This is a genomic window from uncultured Kushneria sp., from assembly GCF_947497025.1.
Taxonomy (GTDB): Bacteria; Pseudomonadota; Gammaproteobacteria; order Pseudomonadales; family Halomonadaceae; genus Kushneria.
This window is the reverse complement of sequence record NZ_CANMFC010000002.1, coordinates 242,229-268,886: the sequence shown is the minus strand read 5'-3', so window position 1 is coordinate 268,886 and position 26,658 is coordinate 242,229. Positions and strand designations below refer to the sequence as shown.

Sequence of the window (26,658 nt, the reverse complement as noted above, 5' to 3'; positions counted from 1 at the left end):
TGCCCCGCGCTCAAGGAAAGCTGCCATGCCCCTTCGTGACGTGATCGACCCGCAGGCGTCTTCCATCGACTATCTGTTGCTCGATGTCTTTACCGGAACTCCCTTTCAGGGCAACCCGCTGGCCGTGTTTCCTGACGCAGGCGCCTTGAGCGCCCGCGTCATGCAGCAAATGGCGCGCGAGCTCAATCTGTCGGAGTCGGTCTTCATGACTGCCACCGCCATGCCGGGCGTGTTTGACGTGCGCATCTTTACGCCGCATCAGGAGCTGCCCTTTGCAGGGCATCCCACCATTGGCGCGGCCTGGCTGTTGCGCGAGATCGGCTGGCATGACGATCACACACCGCTGATCCTGCGAGAACGGGCCGGTGACGTCCCCATTCGCTTTGATGGCGAGCAGGCCTGGCTGAGTGCGCCCGGCCCCTTGAGCATCGAGCCGAGTGCGCTGTCGCGCTCAAAGGCCGCGGCCCTGCTGGGGCTCTCTTCGGAGACACTGATCGATGAGCCGGTGGTCGGCGCTACCTGCGGCTCGCCCTTTCATCTGATCAGACTGTCCTGCGTTGAAGCACTGGGCGAGGTACGCGCCAACCCGGCACTGCTGCCGGATGTGCTGAAGAGCGAGCATGGCGCCAATGTCTATCTGTACGTTGAGGAAGGTGAGCGCTGCCTTCAAACGCGCAAGCTGCGCATCAGTGATCAGGTGGTGGAAGACCCGGCCACCGGCAGTGCCGCTGCGCCGCTGGCCGGCTACCTGGCCCGGCAGTCACCGGAGACCGGCACGCTGGAATACACCATCATGCAGGGCCTCGAGATGGGCCGTCCCAGCCGCATCGGCGTGCTGGTCGACAAGGCCGGCCGGGACATCACGGCCATCCACGTGGGCGGAACGGCCGTCGTCATCGGCGAGGGCCGCCTTCGTCTCTAGACAGTCTCTAGACAGGGCGGCCGGCTCAGACGGCCTGCGACTGCCGCTCATGACGCCGCGCCATGATCCAGATGACAAGACCGCCCAGCGCCAGCAGACAGCCCACCACCCCGGTCGAGCGAAAACCAAAGCCCAGGGCGAGCGACAACCCGGCAAGCCAGGGGCCGAGGGCATTGGCCATGTTGAAGGCCACGTGATTGAGCGCGGCCGCCATGTTCTGCGCCTCGCCGGCCACATCCATCAGCCGGGTCTGCAGGATGGTGCCCAGCGCCCCGCCGATACCGATGCAGAACACATCAATGCTGACCAGCCAGGGGTTGCCTGCCACGAACGGGAAGGCGCCCAGTGCCACCGCGCTCCAGATCAGCAGGCCACCGGCGGTGGGCATCAGTGAACGGTCGGCAAAACGCGGTACGACAATATTGCCGATCGTCATGCCCAAGCCGAAGACGGCCAGCACCAGTGGAATGGTGGCAGACGTCATCTGCGTCACACTGTCCAGCGTGGAGGTCAGATAGGTATACACCGAGAACATGCCGCCAAAGCCTACGGCACCGATGGCCAGCGTCAGCAGCACGGCACCGTTTTTCAGCGCTCGCAGCTCGCCTTTGGCGCTGCGCTCGCTGGCCACGCCCGTTCTGGGCGCAAACAGGGCGATCATGACCACGGTCAACAGGGCCAGAGTGGTGACCAGCCAGTACCCCGAGCGCCAGCCGATGGCGTTACCCAGCCAGGTCGCCAGCGGCACACCAACAATGGTGGCCACCGTCAGGCCCAGCATGACCATGCCCACCGCACGCGTGCGTTTGCCGCTGGTCACGACCGAGGCCGCCATCAGGGCCGCCAGCCCGAAGTAGGCGCCGTGCGGCAGGCCACTGAGGAAGCGGAACAGCACCAGCGAGCCGTAGCTTGAGGCCAGCGCGCTCAGAGCGTTACCAAGCGCAAACAGGGTCATGAGAATCAAAAGCAGCCATTTTCGATCGATACGCGCCGCCAGTACCGTAATGACGGGCGCGCCGATGACCACGCCCAGTGCGTAGGCACTGATGATGTGACTGGCCGTGGACGGGGCGATCTGCATGTCATTCTGAATAAAGGGCAGCAGACTCATGGTGGCAAATTCGGTCGTACCGATGGCAAAGCCACCGGTGGCCAGTGCCAGAAGAACAAGCAGGGGATGGGTATGACGAACCATGAAGCCTCGCACAGAAAAGAAAAAGGCGATCCTCATCACTGCGCCGGTCAAGGCGCGGAAGACAAGAGATCAGTATAGGGGTCAGAACGTCGAAGGCGCCGGTAGCGGTTTATGCTCGGCACCCGGTTATACTGTCATGACATCAAACCGGACCCGGATTTTAGACTATGGTCGAAGCATCACGCCACGGCGAATACAAGGTTCCCGGCGGCAAGCTGCTGGTCGCCGACATCACCATCGACAATGGCCGGCTGGCCTCGGTGCGACTGTCGGGTGATTTTTTCCTTGAGCCCGACGACGCACTCGATGCCATCAATCAGGCGCTGGTGGGTGCAAGTGTGGCTACCGGCGCCGAGGCGCTGGCCGAACGGGTGCGCCAGGCACTGCCGGAAGGCACCGTCATGGTGGGCCTGTCGGCGCCGGCAGTGGCCACCGTCATCCGCCGGGCACTGGCCGGGGCCTCCGACTGGCGCGAGCATACCTTTGGCCTGATCCATCGCCCGCCGGAATCGCCGGCGCTGCACATGGCCCTGGATGAAGTGCTTACCCGGGAAGTCGCCGAAGGCCGGCGCGGCCCGACGCTGCGGGTCTGGGAGTGGGACCGCCCGGCCGTGATCATCGGCAGCTTTCAGTCGCTGTCCAACGAGGTCGACATGGACGCCGCCCGTGCGCTCGATATCGAGGTCATGCGCCGCATCAGCGGTGGCGGGGCGATGTTTGTCGAACCGGGCAACACCATCACCTGGTCGCTGATCGTGCCGGAGACCCTGGTCGAGGGGCTCTCGTTTGTCGAAAGCTACGCCTTTCTCGATGAGTGGGTGATTCAGGCGCTGGGTGATATGGGCATCCGCGCCTGGTATGTCCCCATCAATGACATCACCTCCGAAGGCGGCAAGCTGGCCGGTGCGGCGCAAAAGCGCCTGGGCGGGGCAGTGCTGCATCACGTCACCATGGCCTATGACATCGATGCCGAGCGCATGACGAAGATACTGCGTATCGGCCGCGAGAAGCTCTCCGACAAGGGCATCGCCAGCGCCGGCAAGCGGGTCGACCCGCTGAGAAGCCAGACCGGTCTGTCACGCGAGACCATCATCGAGCGCATGGCGGCCTCCTTTGGCGCGCGCTTTACGCTCACCCCTGACGATGTCCGCCCTGAGGAACTGGCCGCGGCGCAGGCGCTGGCCGAATCGAAGTTTCAGGATGACGCCTGGCTGAACCGCGTGCCCTAGGCCGGCCAATTAGCCAGAGATCATGCAGAGTCAGTCAGGGAGTGTTAGTCAAAGACCGTTAATCAAAGACGATGTCGGCGACCTGCTCGGCCTTGTGCTCGGGCTCGACGTGAATGGTGATACGTACCTCGCCCAGCGCCTGACGCAGCCCGGCCTCGATGCGATCGCAGATTTCGTGAGCGTGAAACACCGTGGTCTCGCCCGGGACCACGAGATGAAAATCGACAAAGGTGGCGCGCCCGGCATGACGGGTGCGCACGTCGTGGGCCTCGACGGCGCCTTCGCCGGTCACGGCGATGACATGGTGGATCAGCTCCAGGGTATCAGGCGGGACGGCTTCATCCATCAGCCCACTCAGGGATTCGCGGATCACCTGCGCGCCCGACCAGAGGATATTGATGGCCACGATAATCGCCACCAGCGGGTCCAGCAGCCACCAGTGGGTCGTCATGGCGAGCACTACACCAATGATGACGCCGGCCGAAGTGACCACGTCAGTAAAGAGATGGCGGCCATCGGCGACCAGTGCCGGCGAACGCTCTCGGCGGCCGATGCGAATCAGCACGCGCGACCAGACGGCGTTGATCACGGTCGCCGCCAGACTGATGGCAATTCCCATGACAGGCAGTTCGAGCGGCTGCGGGTCCATGATCCCGGTCACGGCCTCGCGCAGGATCAGAAGTGCCGCGATGATGATCATCACGCCTTCCAGCACGGCGCTGAAAAATTCCGCCTTGTGATGGCCGTAGGGGTGATTGTCATCGGCCGGCATGGCGGCCACCCGAATGGCGATCAACGCTGCCACGGCAGTGACCACGTTGACCATGCTCTCCAGTGCATCCGAGAGCAGGGCCACCGAGCCTGTCAGCGCATAGGCCAGCGTCTTGAGGCCGAGCACGGCAAAGCCTACCAGCAGGCTGGTCCAGGCAATTTTCATCGTGGTGGACACGATCATTTCCTCACGTGTTGAAGCGCCCTAGCGTAATCGTCACCGCCGGCAACGACAACGTGAATCCGGAATCAAGCGGTCCCGGAGGGCATGCCCCTTTGTTACACTGCACAGGGCTCTGCCCTGATGCCCATCCACCCTTTTGATTGAATCAACGCCCATGGCGCTACGCCGACTGCTGCTCGATTTTCTGGCGACTCATCGCCGTGCCTATCTGCTGGCCATTATGGCGCTGCTGGCGGTGGGGCTTCTCAACATGGCCCTGCCCTGGTGGGCCGGCCGCATCATCGATGCCCTCAATGAAGGGCGCATCGACATGTCTGGGCTCTGGCGCAGTGCCGCGGTGCTGGTGGCCGTGGCGCTGGCGATGTATGGACTGCGCTATCTGTGGCGCATCCTGCTGTTTGGCGCCTCCTACCAGCTGGGCGTGGCCCTGCGCGACCGCTTCTATGAAAAGCTGACCCGGCTGGATCCGGGGTTTTTCCAGCAGCGGCGCAGTGGCGATCTGCTGGCACGCTCGACCCAGGACATTGATGCCGTGGAAGTGGCCGCCGGTGAAGGCGTGCTCTCAAGCGTCGACGGGGCACTGACCCTGCTTCTGGTGCTCGCCATGATGATTATCGTGATCGATGCGCCACTGGCGCTGATCGCGCTGATCCCCTTCCCTTTCATGGCCTGGGGCTTTTATCGGGTGGCCAGCCGGGTGCAGGGCTATTTCGGCCAGTCGCTGGCACGATTTTCCGATTTAAACGATCGTACCCAGGAAGCCATCGCCGGGCTGCGATTGTTGCGCCAGCACTCGCTGATCGAGGCCGAGATTGCCGATTTTGATCGACGCGCCGAGGCCCACGCCCGGGCCAACTATCAGGTGCAGCGCATGGAGGCGCGCTACGATCCGGTCGTTTTCCTGGCACTGGGCAGTGCCACACTGGCCACCATTGCCGCCGGCAGCTGGCGTTATTTGAGTGGCGCGATCACGCTGGGCGAGCTGACCAGTTTTACCCTGTATCTGGTGCAACTGATCTGGCCGATGTTTGCACTCGGCTGGTGTCTCAACATTCTTCAGCGCGGCGAGGCGGCCGCACGACGGCTGACCGAGTTCTTCCACGAGCGTGAAACCATTGATGATGCGGGCGAGCGGAGCAAGGTGCCCTCCCCGGCCCTGCATATCGCCATCGACGCCTTTACCTACCCACTGGCGACCACACCGGCACTCACCGATCTTCAACTCGAGATCAAGCCCGGCCAGACCGTGGGGATCGTGGGCGCCACCGGCAGCGGCAAGTCGACCCTGATTCGCCTGCTGCTGCGCCAGTATCCGCTGACACACGGCACACTCATCCTGGGTGATCATCCGCTGGGCGACTATCAGCTGGGAACGTTGCGCTCGATGTACGCCTACGTGCCGCAGGACCCGTATCTTTTTGCCGCCACGCTGGGCGAGAACGTGGCGCTGGGGGTTCCTGATGCCAGTGACAGCGAAATCCGGGCAGCTCTTGAGGCAGCGGCCTTCGGCCCGGACCTGGCACGCCTGCCTGACGGACTCGACACCCGCATCGGCGAGCGCGGCGTGACGCTGTCCGGCGGCCAGCGTCAGCGGGTGGCACTGGCCCGTGCCCTGCTCTCCCCGGCACCGATTCTGCTGCTCGATGACACGCTCTCGGCGGTCGACCAGACCACCGAGCAGCAGCTTTTGACCACCCTGGAGGCCGAGCGCGAACGCACCTGCCTGATCGTCAGTCACCGACTGTCGGCGGTGCGCCACGCCGACCAAATCGTGGTACTGGATCAGGGCCGCGCCGTCGAGCAGGGCCGACACGACACGCTGCTGACCCGCAATGGTCACTACGCCCGCCTGTGGCAGGAGCAGCAGATCCGCATTGCGGAGACACCGTCATGATCAACCGTCGCCTGCTCGCGCTGATGCTGCGCCCGCTGTTGCAGGACCGTCGCCGTCTGGTGCTGGCGCTGATACTGCTGCTGACCGCCACCGCCATGGACGTGCTGGGCCCCTGGCTGACCAAGCACTATATCGACAGCTATCTGGTTCCGCGGGATCTGCGCCCCGAGCCGCTGATCATCCTGCTGATGCTGTATGTCGGCAGCCAGGGTCTGGCCGCCCTCGGCCGCTATCTGCAGACGCTCTATTTTGCCCGCATTGCGCTGGACGCCGTGCATGCCCTGCGCCGGCGTGTCTTTCGCCACGTCATGCATCTGCCCCAGCACGTGCATGACGCCACCCCCACCGGCGAAATGGTGGCGCGGGTGACCAATGACACCGATGACCTGCGCGAGCTCTACGTCGAGTTTCTGGCCACCGTGCTGCAGAATCTGATGCTGTTGATCGGCATCCTGGTCGCCATGGCGCTGATGGATCTCAAGCTGATGCTGATCGCGGCGACCCTGATCCCCGTGGCGGCCGTGGTGATCTGGGCCTATCAGCGCGCCAGTGGTCCGGCCGCCATGGAGGTGCGTCGCCTGCGCGCCGGCCAGAACGCGCGGATCAATGAGGCGATCGGCGGCATGAGCGTGCTGCAGGCGTTCAATCAGACCGAGCGCTTTCGAACGCGCTATCACGACCTTAACGTGGCGCAGTATCACGCCCGGCTGCATACCATCCGTATCTCGGCGCTTTTATTGCGCTCGGCGCTGGATCTGGTGGGCGTGATCATTCTGGCCGCGCTTCTGATTGGTTATGGCGCCGACAGCCTGGCGGGCGGGGCCGAAATCGGCGTGCTGTATGCCTTCGTGACCTGGCTGGGACGCGTGTCCGAGCCTCTGATCGAGATCACCCAGCGCTTTAACATCTTTCAACAGGCGGGCGTGGCCGGTACGCGGCTGCTCTCCCTGCTGGATCGCCCGCAGGCGGCCGCCGGGGACGACACCCGGGCGATCCGGTCGGCTGACTACCGGCTCGAGGCGCTGACATTTCGCCATCATGGCGCCGAGGCCAATACGCTGGATGATGTCACCCTCGAGATCCCCGAAGGTCGCTTCATCGGTCTGGTCGGCCACACCGGCAGCGGCAAGTCCACGCTGCTGGACCTGCTGGGCGGGCTGCAGCCGGTCACCATAGGCTATCTGCTGCTGGACGGACGACGTATCGACACCCTGGCACCCTCGGTGATCAATACGGTGATGGCCAGCGTTCCCCAGGAGCCCTTCATTCGCTCGACCACGCTCAGGGACAATCTGTTGATGGGGATCGAGGCCGATGACGCCGCCATCGCCCGCGCCATTGATGAAGCCCAGCTGCGTGAGCTGATCGATCGCCTGCCCGACGGGCTTGAAACACCGCTGGGCGAGCGGGGGCTGACGCTCTCCACTGGTGAGCGCCAGCTTCTGGCGCTGGCACGGGCGCTGCTGCGACAGCCGCGCATTCTGCTGCTCGATGAGGCCACTGCCAGCGTCGACAGCCTGACCGAGTCGCGCCTTAACCGGGCGCTGGCTGCGCTCAAGGGTCGGGTCACGATGGTGGTAGTCGCGCATCGGCTGTCGACCATTGCCGAGGCCGATGAGGTCGTGGTGATGCAGGCCGGGCGTGTGATCGAGCGTGGCGCCCCCGACCGTCTGCTCGACAATTCCGATGGCGCCTATTACCGGCTCTGGCATCAACCCGGCCCCCTCCATGACTGATGTCAGGGGTTGCGTTCACATGACGGCTTGCCGTCGATGGCCGTCGATGCTATTTACATACCATGATGAATGTTTAAATATGCCAGACCTCATCGAGGGGCTGGCGTGTTCAGGTGAGTGCGATGGTGCCTGACCATTGGAACGGACTATAGTCTGCAGGTATTAATACCGGCGGGGCCTGCCCTGGTCGGTAGCCCCCGGTCGTTTCAAACGACATCGACCCGGGCTGACTTCGGAGAGAACCATCACCACGCTATCTGAGCCTTCACAGCCCCTGCGGGTCTGTCATGAATGCGATCTGGTCAGTACCGTGCCGCCGCTGGCGTGCTCGGAAAGTGCCCGCTGCCCACGCTGTCAGCATGAGCTGATGGTGCGCAAGCGAGCGCCTGCCCAGCAGTCGCTGGCGCTGGCCATTGCAGCGATTGTGGCGCTGGTCACCTCGCTGGCCTTTCCGTTTATCTCCTTTTCTGCCCGCGGTCTCGAGCGCAGCATCAGCCTGACCGATGCCATGGCGATTCTGTCGACCGGCAGCTACACCGTACTGGCCGTGGTGCTGTGGATGGTGCTGTTGCTGTTGCCGATGCTCTATCTGGGTATGGTGATCGTGATCCATGGTGCACTGTTACTGGGCCGGCGGCCACCGCGCGGTATGCTGATGCTGCGCACCCTGCGCCACATCGAGCACTGGATGATGGCCGATGTGTTTTTAATCGGCGTGCTGGTGAGCCTGGTCAAGATCCTGTCGCTGGCCAGCATTGGCTTTGGCGTCTCCTTCTGGGCCTTTTGCCTGTTTGTGGTGCTGATGCTTCTGGTCTCGCGCAGCGTGGATCGCGACTGGCTCTGGCGTCTCATGGCACCGGAGCCTGCGCCGCCGGCGCATGCACGCGCCGGACGCACCGCACAGGCGCAGAAACTCGTCGGCTGTCCGGTCTGCAGTACGGTCAACGACTATCATCATCATCGAGCGTGTTACTGCCGCCGCTGCGGCGAGAAACTGCACATGCGCCACCGCCACAGCGTGCAAAAGACCCTGGCGCTACTGCTGGTCTCGATACTGCTCTATATCCCGGCCATGATTCTGCCGATCATGACCGTCTCGAGTCTCAATGATACGACGACCCAGACGGTTATCGGCGGCGTTCTGCTGCTGATCGATCATGGCGACTATCCGATCGCCGCCATCATCTTTCTGGCCAGCGTGGTGATTCCGGTCGCCAAGCTTCTGGCGCTTTTCTGGCTGTGCCTCAAGGTCGCCCGGCCTCAGCCGTGGCGGCCCGAGGTGCGCATGACCCTTTATCGGGTGACCGAGTTCATCGGCCGCTGGTCAATGATCGATGTCTTCGTGGTGGCCCTGCTGGCCGCGCTGGTGCAGCTGGGCGTATTGATGCACATCTCTGCCGAGCCCGGCATCATCGCCTTCGGCGGTGTGGTGATCGTAACCATGATTGCCGCCATGAGCTTTGATCCGCGCCTGATCTGGGACGCTGCCGATCATCCAGACCTTGAAAACAACGATATTTCCACATTATCCCCTCAGCCGGTGGTTGCAGGGAAAGCACAGGACACGGGGCCATGAGCAAGACCGAGACCACCGCGCAGCGAAAAAAGCACCGACATATCTCACCGGTCTGGCTGATCCCCCTGATCGCGCTTTTGATCGGGGGCTGGATGCTTTATCACACGCTCTCCTCGCGCGGGCCGGAAATCACGCTGATCATGAACAATGCTGAAGGCATTGACGCCGGCAACACCATGATCAAGGCGCGCAATGTGGATGTGGGCGAGGTCACCTCGGTGTCGCTGTCGGAAGACACCTCTCATGCCGTGATCAAGGCACGCATGAACCCGGGCACCGACCGCCTGCTCAACGAAGAGACACGCTTCTGGGTCGTCAAGCCTCGCATCGGTCGTGAAGGCATCAGCGGGTTGAACACCGTACTGTCGGGCGCCTATATCCAGCTGCAGCCGGGCCATTCGGAAAACACTCAGGAGAGCTTTGAAATGCTGGAACAGCCTCCTGTCGCACCGCCGGATGCCAAGGGACTGCGGCTGCACCTGACCAGCGCCGCCGCCGGTTCGCTCAATGTCGGTGATCCGGTCCTGTTTCAGGGGTTCACCGTCGGACGGGTCGAGAATCTGGAGTTCGATACCGAGGATCGGGTGGTGCACTATCAGCTTTTCATTCAGGCGCCCTATGAAGATCTGGTGACCAGCAATACCCGCTTCTGGCTGGCCTCGGGCATTAATTTTGATCTGACCTCGGAGGGCTTCTCGCTGGGGCTGGGCTCGCTGGAGTCGCTGGTCAGCGGAGGCGTTACCTTCGGCGTGCCGGAGGATATCCCGCCGGGCGAGCCGGTCGGTGCCGACAGCAATCTGGTCTTTTCGCTTTACAGCGACGAAGAAAACGCCCTGCAGGGCAGCTTCAGTCACTATCTGCGCTATGTCGTGATGATCGATGACACCGTGCGCGGGCTCTCGCGCGGGGCGCCGGTCGAATATCGCGGCGTACGGATCGGCACCGTGGATACCGTGCCCTACCGCATTGATCTTTTGCAGGAAAATCAGGTCGAGGGCTTTCGCATTCCGGTGTTGATTCGCATCGAGCCGCAGCGCCTTCAGGCGAAGGTGGACGAGGAGTCGCTCAAGGAGTGGCGCAGGCGGATCAACACCATGTTTGGCAATGGTCTGCGCGCCTCGCTCAAGACCGGCAACCTCTTCACCGGGGCACTCTTTGTGGACACCAATTTCGTGGATGAGCCGTCCGAACAGACACTCAAGGATTACAACGGCGTGGCCGTGTTCCCCAGTGAGCCCGGCAGCTTTGCCCAGATCGAACAGAAGGTGACCGGTCTGCTCGACAAGCTCAACAATCTGCCGGTGGAGTCGTCGCTCACTCGTCTGGATGCGACGCTTGCCAGCTCCGAGTCGTTGCTCAATGAGCTCAACGAGACCGCCGGCAGCCTCAATGAAGTGCTCAATGATGAGAGTACCCGTGGCCTGCCCGGTGACGTCCAGCGCACGCTGCGCAGCATTGAGCAGACGCTGTCGAGCTACTCGAGTGAGGCACCGGCCTATGGCGAGCTGACCTCGACACTGAAAAGCCTTGAGCAGCTGATGCGCTCGCTGCAGCCGGCAGCGCGCACCATCAGCGAGAAACCCAACTCGCTGATCTTCAATCGCGGCGAGATTCAGGATCCGCAACCGAGGGCCCGTCCATGATGATGCCATTTCTCAACGCGTCCGGTCGCGGCGCAGCCCTTGTGGTACTGGCGGTACTGGCCGGCTGCGCCGGTCAGTCCACCGAGTTTCACCGCTATACGCTGCCGCTGGCCGATCAGCGCGCTGCCACCGCCGAACCCGGGGTGTCGTTGCCCGACAGCGCGCCGACGGTGGCGGTGTCGTCGGTACGGCTGGCGGACTATCTCGACGGTCAGGGCGTGGTTTATCAGACCAGCGATATCGAGGTGAACGAGGCGCAGGCCAACCTTTGGGCCGACAGTCTGAGCGCCCAGCTCACCCGCAGCCTGCAGCGCACGCTGGGAGATCAACTGAAGGATCATCGCGTGCTGGGCGAGACCCTGGCCGGCGACCGCGCCGATACCGGCGTGCGGGTCACGCTGTCACGTTTCCAGGGCCGCTATGACGGCATGGCGGTGCTGGCCGGGCAGTATCAGCTGCGCGACGCCGGCGGCAGCCTGCTCTATCAGCAGCCCTTCGAAATTGAACGCCCGCTCGATGACGACGGCTATCCGGCGCTGGTACGCACCCTGGCACAGGGCTGGGAGAACGTGGGTGAGCAGATTGCCCACGAGATTACCCGTCAGGAACAGATGGCATCGAGCACCGGGGCCTATTCTCGCTCGTCAGCGCGCTCGGTGCCGGCCACCACCCCCTGAGCCGCTCACGGACCGTGTCGTACGCGGGGCTTGAAATACCCGCGCTTTGAAACAGCAAAAGGCCCGCCATCATGGCGGGCCTTTTGCTGGCATCATTGACGTCCGTATCAGGGCCGCTCGGGCATCCACCAGTCACTGGTGTGAAAGGCCTGGTCGCCATACAGCGCGGCCAGCGCACCAAACGCCTCATCAAGCTGTGTCTCCAGCTGCCATGGCGGGTTGAGCAGCAAAAGCCCCGAACCATAAAGGCCGTGTTCGCCGGCCGGGTCATGCCGGGTCAGCTCACTGCGCCACACCTTGGCGATGTTGTGGCGTTTAACGCCGTCCAGCAGACGCTGGTGGCGCCCGTCACCCAGCAGCGGATACCAGATCAGCACGACAGCGTGTCGCATCTGCCGCACGACCTGGGCAAGCGTCGAGGCGACCGTTTCATATTCGTCCTTCACTTCATAGGACGGGTCGATCAGTACGCAGAGTCGGGGCGTTCGCACCGGCAGCTGGTGGACCAGACCGCCGAGACCATCACGCTTGAGCCGCCGTACATGGGGCGTTTCAAGCGTGGCATCTTCCAGATGGCGATGCTCGCCGGGATGCAGCTCATACAGGGTCAGACGATCGTTATCACGCATGGTGCGGGCAAACCACCAGGGCGAGCCCGGATAGCGCGACAGCGTGTCTGCATCGTCCTGAAGGGTGGCCAGCGCGTCACACCAGCGCGCCACAAGCCCTGTCTGCCGATCGCGCGCCTCCCACAGTGGCAGGACACCGTCACGGTACTCGCCCAGCCTTGCGGTCTCGGGTGCCGCCAGCGGATAGTGACCTCGCCCGGCATGGGTATCGATCAGGCTCAGGGCCGAGTTCTTTTCCATGAGGCGCTCGATCAGCGCAAACTGGGCAAGATGCTTGTGCACATCGGCAAAGTTGCCGGCATGCCATGCATGTTCATGTTGATAGGAAAGCACGCTCCCTCCTTGAAAAAACATCGCCGCAGTCATGGGACTGCGGCGACGACACGGCCGTCAGGGCTGCCGATCCGATGATCAGCGGTTGCCGTTGGGCACCAGCGTGATCGTGACGCGACGGTTCTGCGCCCGGCCTTCGGGGGTATCGTTGCTGGCCACATAGTTGCTGGCGCCGTAACCCTGCATGATGAGGCGGTTGAAATTGACGCCGCCACGGGCCAGATAGTTGCCCACGGCCTGGGCACGCAGCTCGGACAGGCGTTGGTTATAGGCCGCAGCACCGGTCGAGTCAGTGTAGCCGGCGATATTGACCAGGGTATCAGGGTACTCGCCAAGCACCTTGATGACGCCATCCAGCGGCGCATGAATCTGCGAGGAAAGCTCGCTGGAATCGCTGGCGAAGGTGATGGCGCTGGGCATGTTGAGCTGAATCTGATCGCCCACGCGATTGACGCTCACGCCCGTGCCCTGCATTTCCTGGCGCAGCTTGGCTTCCTGAGCGTCCATGTAATAGCCAACGCCGCCACCGGCGGCCGCGCCCACGGCGGCACCAATCAGGGTCTTGTCGAGACGGTGGTTACCACTTTTGGTGGCCCCGGCCACGCCACCGACCAGTGCACCGATGCCGGCGCCCTTGGCCAGGCTCGAGGTCTGCTGCTCGTTGGTATAGGGATTGGTAGTGGTACAGCCCGTGGCGGCCATGACTACGGCCAGCGGTGCCGCCATCCAGATGCTTTTCTTCACGTCCTGCTCTCCTGTGAATACCGTTCGGAACATATATCGAGGCACATGTCCGACCTTGCTGAATCTGCAGGGCAGTCACTGCCCTGCCATGTGACCCGTCACGAGCGGGCCAGAACCGAATCATCGCACAGCGCCAGCAAATCATTGAGAAACAAAAGCCCCAGCGGCGTGGCCTGAATGCGTGAATGTGTCTCAAGCATCAACTCGCTGGCGATGGCCGCTCTAGTGTGAGCGTCCAGGCGCGCATCGTCGAGCCCGGTATGCTGCTGCCAGAGCGCGCGGGGCACGCCGTCACTCAGACGCAGGGCGTTCATCAGAAACTCGAGCCCGCGCTCATCGCGCGACAGCACACGATGGCCGGCCACGAAGCCGCGCGGATCACCATGGCGGGTCAGGTAGGTCTCGGGCTGGCGTGTTTTCCAGCGCCGCTCGATCACAAGCCCATGCTCGCCCGGCCGGGAGACCTTGCCATGCGCGCCGGCCCCGATGCCCAGGTAATCCCCAAAGCGCCAGTAGTTCAGATTGTGCCGTGCCTCGTGCCCCGGCCGTGACCACGCCGAAATCTCGTAGCGCTGAAAACCGGCCGCCTCCAGGCGTGTCTGGCCGGCATCCTGGATATCGGCCAGCACGTCCTCTTCGGGCAGCGTCGGCGGGCGCGAATAGAATGCCGTGTTGGGCTCGAGCGTGAGCTGATACCAGGACAGATGCGAGGGTGACAGCGCCAGCGCCTGGTCGATGTCCGCCAGTGCACTGCTCATGTTCTGACCCGGCAGACCGTGCATCAGATCGATGTTGAGTTCGTCAAAGCCGACCTCGCGCGCCGTGGAAATGGCCCTGACGGCCTCGTCGGCGTCATGGATGCGCCCCAGTCGGGCCAGAGCATCGTTGTCAAAGCTCTGCACGCCCACCGAGAGCCGGTTGATGCCGGCGCGGCGAAAATCGGCAAACCGCTCGCGCTCGAAGGTGCCCGGGTTGGCTTCCAGCGTAATTTCGATGTCCGGCGCCAGCGTCATGCGCTCACGAATACCGGTCAGCAGCCTTTGATAGCCGGCGCCACTGACCAGGCTGGGCGTGCCGCCGCCGATGAAAATCGACGTCAGCACCCGTCCCTGTACATCGACCAGTTCGGCATCGAGATCGGCCAGCAGCGCATCGATATAGGTCGTTTCGGGCAGGTCTTCCAAAAGCGTATGGGAATTGAAGTCGCAGTAGGGACACTTGCGCACGCACCATGGGACATGGATATAGAGCGCCAGGGGCGGCAGGGAAAGCATCAGCGCTCCAGCTGCTCGAGCAGGGCGGTCAGGGCGCGACCGCGATGGCTGATCCGGTTTTTGAGCTCGGGGGAGAGTTCGGCCACGCTCATGCCCTGTTCGGGCACCCAGAACAGGGGATCATAGCCAAACCCGCCCTCGCCACGTGGCAGGGAAAGAATTTCCCCGGGCCAGCTGCCCTGAACGATAATGGGCACCGGATCCTCGGCATGGCGCATATAAACAAGCACGCAATGATATTGCGCGCCACGCTGGCCCTCGGGTACCTCGGCCAGCGCCTCGAGCAGCTTGTCATTATTGGCCTGGTCATCACCCTGAGCGCCGCTGTAGCGCGCCGAGTAGATACCCGGTGCACCGCCCAGCGCCGAGACGGCCAGCCCCGAGTCATCGGCCAGCGCCGGCAGACCACTGCCAAGGCAGGCGGCGCGCGCCTTGAGCAGCGCATTTTCAACAAAGGTCAAGCCGGTCTCTTCAACGGCCGATATACCATGATCGGCCTGAGCGGTAAGTTCCCATGCCAGCGGTTCCAGCAGCTCGCGGAACTCCCGCAGCTTGCCGGCATTATTGCTGGCGACAACGAGAGAGCGTGTAGCAGACATAAGGCATGATCCCTTGGTGTGATTGACGATCCCATTTTAAAGCGCCATGTCATCACACTGGAACATATTGTTGCGGATTAACCGACCGAAGCATACCTGGCGTGATACAAATAGCGTGATATTAACCAACGAATTGGCCGTCAAAACAGCGCCTGCCCGAGCGATGCTCCAGACCCCGTTTCGGAGTAAGCTTGAGCAAAGCCTCGTCGTTGGCTGTCACAACATGAGCTGATGAACGGGCATCAAGGGGGCACCGTGGATAGTGACTTGGAAATTGAAAAGAAAGTAGTCTTGCTACTGGTGACAGAGATCAACCCGCAAAGCGAGCTGTTCATGCAGTACGTGCGGGACAGAATCGGCTGTGAGGTAGAGACGCTGGCGCCGCGGGATGCGGTACCGGCAGAAGATGATATACAGCGTGTGGTGCTGCTCGATGCCGATCACGTCAATGAAAAGGACATGTATCACTGGGAAGAAAGCGCGGCCAGTGACAGCGCCACCCTGACACTGGCAGCCTTTAACCTTGCGGATGAAAACCAGGCCGTCAATCTGGCGACCACCTTTCGTCTTCAGGGCGTTTTTTATCGTCGTGATTCGCTGGCCCTGATCTGCAAGGGCATTGCCAAGCTGATCAACGAGGAGCTGTGGATGTCGCGCAATCTGATGACGCGACTGATCCGTTTCTACCGGCGCCAGCAGATCAATGCCTTCCGGCCGGCCAACGGCCTGACACATCGCGAACTCGAGATTCTGCGATTGCTGGGAACAGGCGCTTCCAATACCGAGATCGCAGGCCAGCTTTTTGTCAGCGAACATACGGTCAAGTCGCACCTTTACAACATCTTTCGCAAGCTCAAGGTACGCAATCGCATTCAGGCCATGAACTGGGTACGCCAGAACCTGGGGGGTGCGCCTCTTCCACCGGCGTCACGCAGCCACTCGTCCGACGCCTGACCAGAATTCGCTGCCAGTGACATGACAGGGCGCCCCTGGCCGTAATGGCCAGAGGCGCCCTTTATTATGGCCCGGATGGAGCCGGTCATGGTCTAGGCGGCGGGCGCCATGTCACTGTCAGATGGCGGCCTTGAGGGGCGCAGGGCGGGATAGCTGGCCGTCAGGCCGTTGACCTGCTTGAGCTCGACCACGATGTCACGCTCGTGCGATGAGTAGACAAAGTTATCGATGTCCTCCTGAATATCGGGATCAATGAACCCCGCCTCGCGCGCATCGATGATCAGATGACTGCCGTCGGCAATTTCATCAAGGTAGTAACGCACCTTGTCGCGGTTGAGAAAGGAGATATCGGTGTGAAAGCGCAGCAGGGCGTAGCGGTCATGATGGGTAAACGACACCGATGAGTGATAGTTGGCACGCACCAGAAAGTAGAGTCCGCATAGAAAGCCGATGATGACGCCTTCCAGCAGATTGGTGACCATGATCGCCACTACCGTCACGGCAAAGGGCACAAAGCGCTGCCAGCCCTGATGATAGTGCGCAAGGATCGTCGCCGGCCGGGCCAGCTTGTAACCGGTATGCACCAGTACGGCCGCCAGACACGCCAGCGGAATGAACTCCAGCGCCCCGGCCACGAAGGCCACACTGCACAGCAGCAGTATACCGTGCACGAAACTGGCCAGACGTGTGCGACCACCCGCCTGCACGTTGGCCGAGCTGCGCACGATCACGGCTGTAATCGGCAGTCCCCCGACCATGCCACTGACCATATTGCCGATGCCCTGCGCCTTGAGCTCGCGATGCGGCGGCGAATGACGCTTGAGCGGATCGATCTTGTCCACGGCTTCGAGACTTAAAAGGGTTTCAAGGCTGGCCACCAGTGCCAGCGTCACGGCCGTCACATAGACCTGTGGCTTGAGCAGATCGGACACCACCGGCAGCTGCAGCTGGCCCAGGAAATCGACCGGCCCGCCGAGCCCGGGCAGGGAAATGCGCTGACCGGCGTCAAGCGCGCCGGGCAGGCCCAGAGACAGGGCCAATCGATCCATCGCAATCGCCAGCAGTACCGCCACCAGCGGCCCCGGAAAGCGCTTGATCACCGCCGGCATGAAAGGCTTCTCCCAGCTGACCAGTATGATCAGTGTCACCGCAGCAATGGCCAGCGCCACCGGCGACAAACCGGCCATCAGCGCGCCCACGTTCAAAAGCGATACATCGCTGTCCTGCGACAGCCCCAGCGCCAGCGGAATCTGGTTCAGAATCAGAATCAACCCGATGGCAGCCAGCATGCCCTTGATGACGGCCGAGGGCACAAAGGCACCAATCTTGCCCAGACGCAGGAAACCGAATACCAGCTGCAGGGCGCCAGCCAGCACCGTGGCCATGAAAAGCCCGCTCAGACCAATCTGTTCGACCGCCCCCAGCACGATCACGGTCAGTCCGGCGGCCGGGCCGGATACGCTCAGGGACGAACCGCTGAAAAGTGATACAACAAGACCACCAATAATACCGGCAATCAGGCCGGAGAGCGGCGGTGCCCCCGAGGCCAGGGAAATCCCCAGGCACAGGGGAATGGCGACCAGAAAGACCACGACGCCGGCAGGCAGATCCTGTGGCAGCGTCTTCAATGAAAGCGCTTTGTTCATGTTAACCGTCTCTTTTCATGAATAATGACATGATCGAATTTTCAGACGACGCATGCCTGAACACGCTCGCAACCTTCACCATTCCAGCGCTGAATTTCGCGCAGTCTTCCCGTTTCCAGGGCATACACCATGCCATGAATCGTGGGAAGCTGATTGAGCGACCAGTGCTTCTGAATCAGGGGCAGCTCACTGAGCGTCCTGATTTGATCGGCCACATTGAAGGCCACTAGTCGATCAAGACGTTCGGCATCATCGGTAATTTCTGCTAGTTCATCGGCATGCCTTCTTCTGACATCACGGATGCCATCCAGGTGATGATCAAGATGAGAAAGTCCGGTATTTTCGTCTGTCATTGCTGCCTTGATCCCACCACAACGATGATGACCGCAGACGATGATATGACGGACCTTTAATACAGCAACGGCGTATTCAAGTACGCTCATGAAGCCCGTTTCATTGGGACAGACCCGGTTGGCCACATTGCGATGAATGAACATTTCTCCCGGCGAGGTATTACAAAGCTGCTCGGCAGGAACACGGCTATCAGAGCAGCCGATCCAGAGCACTTCCGGAGATTGCCCGGCACTCAAGCGATCAAACATGTTCGGATCGCGATGTTTGATTTCACTGGCCCAGGCCTGATTTTCCAGCAGCAATCTCTCGACAAAACGCATCCGGCGCTCCTTTATTTTGTAACTAAACGGTTAACAAACCGTTTCAAATACATCCTTAAGCGCAATTTCCTGTGCACAATGCGCCATTTGGTGTAGATGCACGTTCTGACCGCTCTCATTCAAAAATCGATCGCCTTATAATCGGGGGCATCTTCAGGACCCCGGTCGCGTCGGCTATCGGTACGATCATTCGAACCCCTAGCCTGTTCTAAATGATCGAACTAGAACGTTAGTCGCAAGAGCTTAATCAGCTCTGAACCTTAAGTGCTTTTAAGTAGTTGTTTTGTTTATTTTTTTACTTAATCTTACTTAGCGTAAAGGGTGCCCTGTCCGGCGCGCCGGATTTTGGCACATCCCCCAGTTTTGATTGCGATCGGGCGTCTGAAGGCCTTCATACTCTTTACCAGGGCCACTTTCATGGATGTGACAAATATTGCACTGATCATGGTGACCAAAAGCAGCCCCCAGAATGAGCTGTTTCTGGATTACCTCCGTCAGCAGCTGGATTGCCATGTACAGCAATTGCCGACGGACGAGCCACCCGAATTGCCGGAGCATTTGAGGCACTGTCGCGTTGTGGCACTGCTGGATGATGATCATCTAGAAGAATCCGTGCTGCGCGACTGGACGCAGCAGCTGGGCCAGTATGACGATGCCATTTTCACGGCCTTCAACATGAGCAATGAAGATCGGGCGGTCGCCCTGATGATGCGCATGCCGCTACACGGCATCTTCTATCGGGGGGATTCCCTTGAGCTGATCAGCAAGGGGATTCGCAAGCTTTTCGAAGGCGAGATGTGGCTGTCACGCCCCTTGATGGAGCGTCTTTTGTGCGCCTACTGGCATCGCCAGCATGACGAGCAGCTGCCGCTGGCAAGTCTGACGCCACGGGAACAGGAAATACTGGGGCTGCTGGACAGCGGTGCCAGCAACCTGGATATCGCCGATCGCTTGTCCATCAGCGAACACACGGTCAAATCGCACCTGTATCACGTGTTCCGCAAGCTCAAGGTAAGAAACCGGGCACAGGCGCTGAATCTTTTGCGCCAGCAGCCCACGACCGTCGTGGCCGCGCCCCGCACACGTCGGGACACGGCCTGACCGGCCATCTGCCGGGAGACATCAGTTCAGGCGCAATCGTTCCCTGATCAGGGAGACCAGCGTCAGATTGGCATCCTCGGCCGTGGTATCCAGATGAATCAGATAGGCCAGCTCATCCTCGTCGAAGGCGTCACGCGAGGCGAGCTGGTGATCCAGCACTTCGATCCCTGCCTCCGAGACTTCACCACGCCGGCTTTGGCGTCGTTGGAGTCGATCACGCAGAGTAGCGTCATCGGCTTCGAAACTGATCAAAAGCGCCGCCAGTCCGCGCTTTTCGGCTTCGTGTCGCAGCCGGTCACGCTGCAGACGCTTGAGCGATGTGGCATCAATGCAGACCGGATAACCGGCCTCCATCAGCGTGCCACCCAGGGAAGCCAGTCGCTCGTAGGTCCGGCGGGTCATGTCATCGCTATAGAGGCCCTGCGCCACGCCTGAGTCCGAATCGGCATCGGGCGCCAGCTCACCAAGGCGTTTGCGCTCGACGTCGGAGCGAAGACGTATGGCGCCCAGCGCCCGCACGACCTGCTCGGTAAAGCGGCTCTTGCCGCTGCCCGACACGCCCACGCTGATCAAAAGCCAGGGGATATCGGTCTCGCTGTATCGCTCGGCCAGCGCGATATAACTGCGATAGTCCGACAGCGCCGCCTCGCGGTCCGCCGGATGCAGATCCGGCTGCTGAAGACGAAAGAGCGCGACCTTGGCCCGCACCATCGCCCGGTAGGCCTTGTACCAGGGCAACAGGCGCACCAGTTCGTGATCGCCGCTGCCTTCCAGATAGCGATTGAGCACATGGCTGGACAGCGCCTGCTCACCGCGCGCTTCCAGATCCATCAGCAAGAAGGCCAGTTCACAGCAGACATCGTTGTAGCGCAGGTCATCATTGAACTCGATACAGTCAAAGATCAGCGCCCGCCCCTCGTGCTGTACCACGTTGGCCAGATGCACGTCGCCGTGCGTTTCGCGCACAAAGCCCTCGCGCTGGCGCCTTGCCAGCAGGGGTTCAAGCCGGTGATAAAGCTCTTCGGCGCGCGTGGCCAGTTCCTCCAGACGACGAAGATCGTTTTCATCCTCCAGCAACGGTCGAATCTGATCGAAATTCTGTACCACCGGCGCATGGACGGCGCTGGGTGAACCAAAGCTGCTGTCCGGCGACACACGCTCGGCACGCTGATGAAAGGCGACCAGCTGATCCACCATGTCGTCCATCATCGTACGGGTCAGCTCGTTGTTGGCCTGCAGCGTCGAAAAAAGACCGGCATTATCGAACTGGCGCATGCACACGGCATACTCGAAGGGCTCGCCCTTTCCGTCCAGCACGGGTGCCTCGGGCGTACCGCTGATGGGCACCACCCGCTCATAGAGATCGCCTGCCAGCCGGCGATTGAGCCGCACCTCGTCTTCACAAAAGCGTTTGCGACGTTCCAGCGTCGAGAAATCCAGAAAGCCGAAATCCAGCGGCTTCTTGATCTTGTAGGCGTAATCACCGGTCAGGATGACCCAGGAAATATGGGTCTCGTACACCTGCAGGCTGGACACCTCATGATTGAAAAACCGGCCGCTTCTCAGCGCGCTGATCAGTGACTGACTCAAGGGGCTCACTCCGGATCAGTGATGAAATTCGTCCGCCGAAACGTCGGCGGACGGGGGATGACGCCCCGAAAGGCGTCGATGATCAGGTCAGGGTCGCAAACACCGCCTCGGCGGCATCCAGCGTGGCATTGATGTCTTCATCCTCATGGACGCTGGACATGAAGCCGGCCTCGAACGGTGACGGCGCCATGTAGACGCCGCGATCCAGCATGGCCGTAAAGAAGCGTCTGAAACGCTCGACGTCACAGCCGGTCGCGGCCGCGAAATCATTGACCTCGGTCTGGTCGGTAAAGAAGATGCCGAACATGCCACCGACGCGATGGGTCAAAAGCGGCACACCGGCAGCCCTTGCACGCTGCTCGAGGCCGTCACACAGGGTGTTGACACGCTCGCTCAGACGCTTGTGAAAATCGGGCTGACGAATCTTTCTCAACAGCGCGATCCCCGCGGCCATGGCCAGCGGATTGCCGGAAAGCGTCCCGGCCTGATAGACCGGCCCCATTGGCGAGAGATATTCCATGATATGGCGCTTGCCACCGAAGGCACCCACCGGCATGCCGCCCCCGACAATCTTGCCCAGACAGGTCAGATCGGGGGTGATGCTGTAATGGGCCTGAGCGCCGCCCAGCGCCACACGAAAACCGGTCATGACCTCATCAAAGATCAAAACGGCTCCGGACTCGTCACACACCTCGCGCAGACATTTCAAAAATCCCGGCACCGGCGGAATGCAGTTCATGTTGCCGGCCACCGGCTCCACGATCACGCAGGCCACCTGATCGCCGATCTCGCGGAAGCACTCGCGCACGCCCTCGATATCATTGTAGGAGAGCGTCACGGTGTGTTCGGCCAGCGATGCCGGCACGCCGGGTGAGCTGGGCTCACCATGGGTCAGGGCACCGGAGCCTGCCTTGACCAGCAGCGAATCCACGTGGCCGTGGTAATTGCCCTCGAACTTGACGATCTTGTCACGCCCGGTATAGCCCCGCGCCAGACGTACCGCCGACATGGTGGCTTCGGTGCCCGAGTTGACCATGCGCACCATGTCAATGGACGGCATGATCTCGCAGATCAGCTCTGCCATGTCGGTCTCGACCGCCGTGGGCGTGCCAAATGAAAGACCGTCTTCCAGTCGATCGCGCACGGCACCCAGCACGTCCGGGTCGGCATGACCGGTAATCATCGGCCCCCAGGAGCCGACATAATCGATGTAGCGCTTGCCTTCGACATCAAAGAGATAGGGGCCGCGGGCACGTGACACGAACATGGGGGCACGGCCCATGCCCTTGAAGGCACGAACCGGAGAATTGACGCCACCGGGAATGCGGTGTTCGGCGCGGGTAAAAAGCGTCTCGGAGGTGATGAGATTCATCTTCGCGCTCCTGTGCGGAAAAGGGGCCGGTCCGAATGGACCGTCTGCAGATTCAGGGTTATTCACATCCCGTCAGCAGGTGCTGCTCACATCAGGGTGTGGATAACATGAAAACTTATCGATTAAAGGCCTGATTGAGCCGGCGCACCACGGCGCCCGGATCATCATGACCGAAAATGCCATGGACCAGTGCAATCAGATCGGCACCGGCCCCGATCGTCGCCTCGATATTGTCGCCATCGATACCGCCGATCGCCGCGCGCGGCAGCTCAAAACGGGCCGCCTGTGCCAGCACCGACAGATCCGCCGGCGGCGCATCGGGCTTGGTGCGTGACGGGTAGAAACGACCAAAGGCCAGGTAGCTGGCGCCCTCGCTGGCGGCCTGTTCGGCAAACTCCAGGCTGCCCTGGCAGGTGGCGCCAATGATGGCATCAGGGCCCAGCGCCTGGCGGGCACGGGCAATCGAGCCGTCGCTGCGCCCCAGATGTACGCCAACGCCCAGCCGCCAGGCCAGCGCCGCATCATCATTGATGATCAGGGGTGTGTCATAGTGATCACACAGCGCCTTGAGCGCACGCGCCTGTCGCTCACGCTGCCCTTCATCGCCGGACTTGTCACGATACTGCAAAAGCGCAATGCCGGCGCTCAGCGCCGCCTCGCACCGATCGATGAGCGTGGCGTCATCCAGCATCAGCTGCGCATCGGTCAGGGCATAAAGCCCTTGCGTCCACTGGGTCATGTCGCGCTCCCCTGTCTCGGTAAACCCTGTTTTGGTAAACCCTGAGTCGGTAAATGAAATCGCCCGGCCAGGCGATCGGGAATCTGCTGGCCGCGCCCGGGCGTCAGCGCCCGCTCAAGGCAGTGCCAGGTAAACTGCTGCGCCATTTGACAGGCCTGCGCCAGCGTTTCACCCCGGGCCATCAGGGCGGCGGCGGCACTGGCCAGCGTGCATCCCGAACCGTGATAGTGGCCCGGCAGACGCGGCCATGACCACGCCTGCATGCTTCCGGGCGTATAGAGTCGATGGGTAACATGGGGCTGATACTGCGTGTCTGCAACATCGGTGCCGGTGGCCAGCACGGCGCCCGCTCCGGCGGCCAGCATCTGTTCGGCCTGACCGGCGATCCGTGCCTCCTCGAAAGTACCGCCGGTCAGCCGGGCCAGTTCCTCAAGGTTAGGCGTGATCAGGCTGGCCAGCGGCAGCAGCCGCTCGACAAAGGCGGCCATCAGCGCCTGACCGGAAAGCTCGCGGCCACCGCCGGCCTTGAGCACCGGGTCAATGACAATCGGCAGATGCGGGTACGCCGTGCACAGCGCAATGACCGCTTCCAGTGCGGAGAGATCGGCAATCAACCCGACCTTGATGGCGTGAATATCACAGTCTTCCAGCACCGCCCGGGCCGTGGCCAGTATTTCTTCGCCCGGGCGAGGCATGACGGTTCGAACATCAACGGTCGTCTGGCACGTCAGCGCCGTGGGTACCGTCAGCGCCCAGCCGCCCATGGCACGAATGGCCTCGGCGTCGGCGATCAGCCCGGCGCCGCCGGTCGGGTCGTGACCGGCCAGTACCAGAACGCAGGGCAGGGACATCAGAACGGCTGGACCACGGAAAGAATCACGATGGCGATCAGCACAACGGCCGGAATGACACCAAAGACGCGATAGTAGCTGCCACCGCGACGGTTGGTGCCGGACGCAAAGCGCTTCATGTGGGCCTTGCAGATGTGCTGAAAGCCGATCAGAAGCACGACCAGCACTGCCTTGACGTAAAACCAGCCCGCGGTGAGGTAGACCTGAAAATCAAGCGCCAGCAGCCATATGCCGAACACCAGCGTCAGGATCATGGCCGGCGTCATGATGGCGCCGTAAAGCTTTCGCTCCATGATCTGAAAGCGGGTCGACCCCTGGCCGTCATTCTGGCGCATGGCGTGGGCGTGATAGATAAAAAGTCGCGGCAGGTAGAACAGTGCCGCAAACCAGCACGTAAATGAAATGATATGAAAGGCCAGAACCCAGGGGTACATATGCACATCCTCAATAACGGTCGTCAGGTCGTGGCTGATGGGGGCATGGCCCATCAGTGGTAATAGTTTTCAATGGCTTCCCGCGTGATGATACCTGAAACCCGGTGCATCATCGGCGCGGTAATGTGTCTGACGTAGAGGGCATCCACCCGCTGATCGTCAAGACATGCAAAGGCCTCCGACAGCGTCGCCTGGAGATCAATCGGCGCCAGCTCCAGTCGCTTGCCCGGGATTTCCAGCAGATTGATACTGTCCTTCTGCTCCACGCCGGCCTGGTCCTTCTCTTCCAGTGCCCGTGCCATGTCTGCCGCCAGCAGGGCCAGCGGCGCCTTGCCGGGCTCACGGTCGGCCTTGTGCTGATCGCTCTGACGGTGGATCAAAAGCCAGGTGGGCCGCGCATCCAGAATGACCCGGGCCCGCTCCCGGGTAATCACGGCGGCGGTCACGGTGACGCTTCGGTCCATGACCGCACCGACCCCGACTCTCGAGAGCGCCTGCATCAGGGGTTGCTGCAGCGGATGTTGCGTGTGACCCTGTCGGGTCATGACGAAAAATCCCTGCGTGCGCCAGGCCATGCGTGCAGTCAGCGCCGCACTCAGTACGCTCAGCATGCCGTATAAAATGATATCAGGACTGTGCGTCAGCTCCACCAGCGCCATGATGGCCGCCAGCGGTGCCTGCAGCACGGCGCCCATCATGGCGGCCATGCCCATCATGACATACAGGTTGGGCTCCCCCACCATCGAAGGCAAAACCGCCGAGGCGCCAAGCCCGAAAAGCGCCCCGGCAGCGGCCCCCATCACCAGCGTCGGCCCCACGATGCCCACCGGAATACCGCAGGCCAGGGTTATGGCAGTCAACAACAGCTTGCCCAGTGCCAGCGCCAGCAGCACATCCAGGCCTGCCTGACCGGTCAGGATCGTTTCGACGCTGTCATAGCCGATGCCCTGTACCTGCGGATAAAAACAGGCCACGGTCCCGGTCAGCGCCCCGGCCATCAACAGACGAACGGCCCAGGGCACGCGGGCAAGGCGATCGCCCAGACGCGTCAGTCGAATAAAGCCGCCGGCCATGATACCGATGGCCAGTGCCATCAGCAGCAGCCACGGAATGTCGAGTAAACGGGGCTCGATGAGCTCCGGCATCATGAAGGCCGGCGCCGAGCCAAAATGCAGCTGCGTAATGACAGCACCGGTGGCCGAGGCCAGCATCACGGGCATGAAGCCGGTCAGGGTGTACTCCATCATCACCACTTCCATGGCGAAGATCACCCCGGCAATGGGCGTATTGAATGAGGCCGAAATACCGGCCGCCACGCCGCAGCCGACCAGTACACGCAGACTGTTGTGCGGCAGTTTGAGCAACTGACCGATCCAGCCCGACGCGCCGGCGCCCAGATGAATGGCCGGGCCTTCGCGGCCGGCGGACAGCCCGCCCAGCAATGACACAACACCGACCCACCATTGATTGAGCCAGTTGTCGCGCACCATGACGCCCTGATGAAAGGAGAAGCGCTCGATGACATGGGTGATACCAAGGCGCCGGGCGCTTTTTTTCTGCCAGCCAAGCCCCAGTCCAATCAGAATCACCGCAACCACCGGCAGACCCATGCGCACCATCGTCGGCAGGCTTTCAAAGGCCTCGGCATGCCCGTCGGGCATCAGCACCAGCGCGCCCAGTTCGATCAGCTCTCGAAAGGCGATCATGATGATGCCGGTCAAGGCACCTGAAATAACCGCCAGCAGACACAGCTGCGGCAGGGCATCGACACTTGCCAGCTCGCGTCGAAAGTTTTCAAGGTTCAGGCGTGACATATCCAGCAGACGGCGCGGCAAGCTTTTTCTCCCCAGCGGCACGGTAACGGGGTCATGGGACCACACGTCCTTCAGCC

General features: G+C 61.8%; 23 protein-coding genes. 9 read left to right on the top strand and 14 right to left on the bottom strand.

Going from position 1 to position 26,658, the window contains the following annotated elements:
- Positions 1–25: 25 nt before the first annotated feature.
- A complete protein-coding gene (locus Q0931_RS04525; RefSeq protein WP_299257705.1) occupies positions 26–922 on the top strand; it encodes a PhzF family phenazine biosynthesis protein in 897 nt (298 codons plus the stop codon).
- Positions 923–947: 25 nt separating this feature from the next.
- On the opposite strand, the gene Q0931_RS04520 is transcribed toward Q0931_RS04525, so the two are convergent.
- Positions 948–2,117 carry an MFS transporter gene (locus Q0931_RS04520; RefSeq protein ID WP_299257703.1) on the bottom strand — a complete coding sequence of 390 codons (1,170 nt, stop codon included), beginning with the start codon at positions 2,115–2,117 and terminating at the stop codon, positions 948–950.
- Positions 2,118–2,284: 167 nt separating this feature from the next.
- Between Q0931_RS04520 and Q0931_RS04515 the strand changes: the two genes are divergently transcribed.
- Entirely contained in the window at positions 2,285–3,346 is a 1,062-nt protein-coding gene (locus Q0931_RS04515; RefSeq protein WP_299257701.1) for a biotin/lipoate A/B protein ligase family protein, read from the top strand.
- Between the two features lie 58 nt (positions 3,347–3,404).
- Here the strand turns inward: Q0931_RS04515 and Q0931_RS04510 are convergent, their stop codons facing one another.
- A complete protein-coding gene (locus tag Q0931_RS04510) occupies positions 3,405–4,295 on the bottom strand; it encodes a cation diffusion facilitator family transporter (RefSeq protein ID WP_299257699.1) in 891 nt (296 codons plus the stop codon).
- A gap of 160 nt (positions 4,296–4,455) precedes the next feature.
- Between Q0931_RS04510 and Q0931_RS04505 the strand changes: the two genes are divergently transcribed.
- The 5 genes from Q0931_RS04505 to Q0931_RS04485 all read left to right on the top strand — a co-directional run bounded on the left by Q0931_RS04505 (position 4,456) and on the right by Q0931_RS04485 (position 11,827).
- Positions 4,456–6,195 (top strand): ABC transporter transmembrane domain-containing protein, encoded by a 1,740-nt coding sequence (locus Q0931_RS04505; protein ID WP_299257697.1) that lies wholly within the window; start codon positions 4,456–4,458, stop codon positions 6,193–6,195.
- Entirely contained in the window at positions 6,192–7,931 is a 1,740-nt protein-coding gene (locus Q0931_RS04500) for an ABC transporter transmembrane domain-containing protein (RefSeq protein WP_299257695.1), read from the top strand. Before Q0931_RS04505 ends, Q0931_RS04500 begins: the two co-directional genes overlap by 4 nt.
- 226 nt (positions 7,932–8,157) lie before the next feature.
- A complete protein-coding gene (locus Q0931_RS04495) occupies positions 8,158–9,507 on the top strand; it encodes a paraquat-inducible protein A (RefSeq protein WP_366941581.1) in 1,350 nt (449 codons plus the stop codon).
- The gene (gene pqiB, locus Q0931_RS04490) at positions 9,504–11,150 is read left to right on the top strand and encodes an intermembrane transport protein PqiB (protein ID WP_299257693.1); all 1,647 of its coding nucleotides are present in this window, start codon (positions 9,504–9,506) and stop codon (positions 11,148–11,150) included. Before Q0931_RS04495 ends, pqiB begins: the two co-directional genes overlap by 4 nt.
- Positions 11,147–11,827: an ABC-type transport auxiliary lipoprotein family protein gene (locus Q0931_RS04485; protein ID WP_299257691.1), complete on the top strand. Its 681-nt coding sequence runs from the start codon at positions 11,147–11,149 to the stop codon at positions 11,825–11,827. The genes pqiB and Q0931_RS04485 overlap by 4 nt, the downstream gene beginning before the upstream one ends.
- Before the next feature lie 107 nt (positions 11,828–11,934).
- Here Q0931_RS04485 and rlmJ read toward each other — a convergent pair whose 3' ends face one another.
- From rlmJ to rdgB, 4 genes are all read right to left on the bottom strand, one after another.
- On the bottom strand, positions 11,935–12,789 hold the full coding sequence (gene rlmJ, locus Q0931_RS04480) for a 23S rRNA (adenine(2030)-N(6))-methyltransferase RlmJ (RefSeq protein ID WP_299257689.1): 855 nt from the start codon (positions 12,787–12,789) through the stop codon (positions 11,935–11,937).
- Positions 12,790–12,867: 78 nt separating this feature from the next.
- Positions 12,868–13,533: an OmpA family protein gene (locus Q0931_RS04475; protein WP_299257687.1), complete on the bottom strand. Its 666-nt coding sequence runs from the start codon at positions 13,531–13,533 to the stop codon at positions 12,868–12,870.
- A 98-nt stretch (positions 13,534–13,631) separates the two neighbouring features.
- The gene (gene hemW / locus Q0931_RS04470; protein WP_299258190.1) at positions 13,632–14,810 is read right to left on the bottom strand and encodes a radical SAM family heme chaperone HemW; all 1,179 of its coding nucleotides are present in this window, start codon (positions 14,808–14,810) and stop codon (positions 13,632–13,634) included.
- Positions 14,807–15,406 carry an RdgB/HAM1 family non-canonical purine NTP pyrophosphatase gene (gene rdgB, locus Q0931_RS04465; RefSeq protein ID WP_299257685.1) on the bottom strand — a complete coding sequence of 200 codons (600 nt, stop codon included), beginning with the start codon at positions 15,404–15,406 and terminating at the stop codon, positions 14,807–14,809. The genes hemW and rdgB overlap by 4 nt, the downstream gene beginning before the upstream one ends.
- A 300-nt stretch (positions 15,407–15,706) precedes the next feature.
- Between rdgB and Q0931_RS04460 the strand changes: the two genes are divergently transcribed.
- Complete coding sequence (locus tag Q0931_RS04460; protein ID WP_366941580.1) at positions 15,707–16,360, top strand: LuxR C-terminal-related transcriptional regulator; 654 nt, start codon at positions 15,707–15,709, stop codon at positions 16,358–16,360.
- Positions 16,361–16,452: 92 nt separating this feature from the next.
- Here the strand turns inward: Q0931_RS04460 and Q0931_RS04455 are convergent, their stop codons facing one another.
- Positions 16,453–18,006, bottom strand: coding sequence for a SulP family inorganic anion transporter (locus tag Q0931_RS04455; protein WP_299257681.1), 1,554 nt, complete (start codon positions 18,004–18,006; stop codon positions 16,453–16,455).
- A gap of 41 nt (positions 18,007–18,047) precedes the next feature.
- A complete protein-coding gene (locus Q0931_RS04450) occupies positions 18,048–18,680 on the bottom strand; it encodes a carbonic anhydrase (protein ID WP_299257679.1) in 633 nt (210 codons plus the stop codon).
- Between the two features lie 417 nt (positions 18,681–19,097).
- Here Q0931_RS04450 and Q0931_RS04445 point away from each other — a divergent pair, with 417 nt between their 5' ends.
- Positions 19,098–19,781 carry a response regulator transcription factor gene (locus tag Q0931_RS04445; RefSeq protein ID WP_086900464.1) on the top strand — a complete coding sequence of 228 codons (684 nt, stop codon included), beginning with the start codon at positions 19,098–19,100 and terminating at the stop codon, positions 19,779–19,781.
- 21 nt (positions 19,782–19,802) lie between these two features.
- Here Q0931_RS04445 and Q0931_RS04440 read toward each other — a convergent pair whose 3' ends face one another.
- The 6 genes from Q0931_RS04440 to Q0931_RS04415 form a co-directional block, all read right to left on the bottom strand.
- A complete protein-coding gene (locus Q0931_RS04440; RefSeq protein ID WP_299257678.1) occupies positions 19,803–21,371 on the bottom strand; it encodes a bifunctional aminoglycoside phosphotransferase/ATP-binding protein in 1,569 nt (522 codons plus the stop codon).
- 82 nt (positions 21,372–21,453) lie between these two features.
- Positions 21,454–22,743, bottom strand: coding sequence for a glutamate-1-semialdehyde 2,1-aminomutase (gene hemL / locus Q0931_RS04435; protein ID WP_299257677.1), 1,290 nt, complete (start codon positions 22,741–22,743; stop codon positions 21,454–21,456).
- Positions 22,744–22,858: 115 nt separating this feature from the next.
- Positions 22,859–23,482 (bottom strand): thiamine phosphate synthase, encoded by a 624-nt coding sequence (gene thiE / locus Q0931_RS04430; protein WP_299257675.1) that lies wholly within the window; start codon positions 23,480–23,482, stop codon positions 22,859–22,861.
- The gene (locus Q0931_RS04425) at positions 23,479–24,333 is read right to left on the bottom strand and encodes a hydroxymethylpyrimidine/phosphomethylpyrimidine kinase (protein WP_299257673.1); all 855 of its coding nucleotides are present in this window, start codon (positions 24,331–24,333) and stop codon (positions 23,479–23,481) included. Before Q0931_RS04425 ends, thiE begins: the two co-directional genes overlap by 4 nt.
- Complete coding sequence (hemJ, locus tag Q0931_RS04420; RefSeq protein WP_299257671.1) at positions 24,333–24,767, bottom strand: protoporphyrinogen oxidase HemJ; 435 nt, start codon at positions 24,765–24,767, stop codon at positions 24,333–24,335. The genes Q0931_RS04425 and hemJ overlap by 1 nt, the downstream gene beginning before the upstream one ends.
- A gap of 53 nt (positions 24,768–24,820) precedes the next feature.
- Positions 24,821–26,602, bottom strand: coding sequence for a chloride channel protein (locus tag Q0931_RS04415; RefSeq protein ID WP_366941566.1), 1,782 nt, complete (start codon positions 26,600–26,602; stop codon positions 24,821–24,823).
- Between the last annotated feature and the right edge of the window lie 56 nt (positions 26,603–26,658).

Bases quoted from the DNA above. Each gene is read 5' to 3' on its own strand.
- Q0931_RS04450 (WP_299257679.1), bottom strand. From the start codon at position 18,680: ATGCGTTTTGTCGAGAGATTGCTGCTGGAAAATCAGGCCTGGGCCAGT.
- Q0931_RS04525 (WP_299257705.1), top strand. From the start codon at position 26: ATGCCCCTTCGTGACGTGATCGACCCGCAGGCGTCTTCCATCGACTAT.
- Q0931_RS04445 (WP_086900464.1), top strand. From the start codon at position 19,098: ATGGATGTGACAAATATTGCACTGATCATGGTGACCAAAAGCAGCCCC.
- Q0931_RS04520 (WP_299257703.1), bottom strand. From the start codon at position 2,117: ATGGTTCGTCATACCCATCCCCTGCTTGTTCTTCTGGCACTGGCCACC.
- pqiB (WP_299257693.1), top strand. From the start codon at position 9,504: ATGAGCAAGACCGAGACCACCGCGCAGCGAAAAAAGCACCGACATATC.
- hemJ (WP_299257671.1), bottom strand. From the start codon at position 24,767: ATGTACCCCTGGGTTCTGGCCTTTCATATCATTTCATTTACGTGCTGG.
- Q0931_RS04505 (WP_299257697.1), top strand. From the start codon at position 4,456: ATGGCGCTACGCCGACTGCTGCTCGATTTTCTGGCGACTCATCGCCGT.
- hemL (WP_299257677.1), bottom strand. From the start codon at position 22,743: ATGAATCTCATCACCTCCGAGACGCTTTTTACCCGCGCCGAACACCGC.
- Q0931_RS04455 (WP_299257681.1), bottom strand. From the start codon at position 18,006: ATGAACAAAGCGCTTTCATTGAAGACGCTGCCACAGGATCTGCCTGCC.
- Q0931_RS04515 (WP_299257701.1), top strand. From the start codon at position 2,285: ATGGTCGAAGCATCACGCCACGGCGAATACAAGGTTCCCGGCGGCAAG.
- Q0931_RS04485 (WP_299257691.1), top strand. From the start codon at position 11,147: ATGATGATGCCATTTCTCAACGCGTCCGGTCGCGGCGCAGCCCTTGTG.
- rdgB (WP_299257685.1), bottom strand. From the start codon at position 15,406: ATGTCTGCTACACGCTCTCTCGTTGTCGCCAGCAATAATGCCGGCAAG.
- thiE (WP_299257675.1), bottom strand. From the start codon at position 23,482: ATGACCCAGTGGACGCAAGGGCTTTATGCCCTGACCGATGCGCAGCTG.
- Q0931_RS04500 (WP_299257695.1), top strand. From the start codon at position 6,192: ATGATCAACCGTCGCCTGCTCGCGCTGATGCTGCGCCCGCTGTTGCAG.
- Q0931_RS04425 (WP_299257673.1), bottom strand. From the start codon at position 24,333: ATGTCCCTGCCCTGCGTTCTGGTACTGGCCGGTCACGACCCGACCGGC.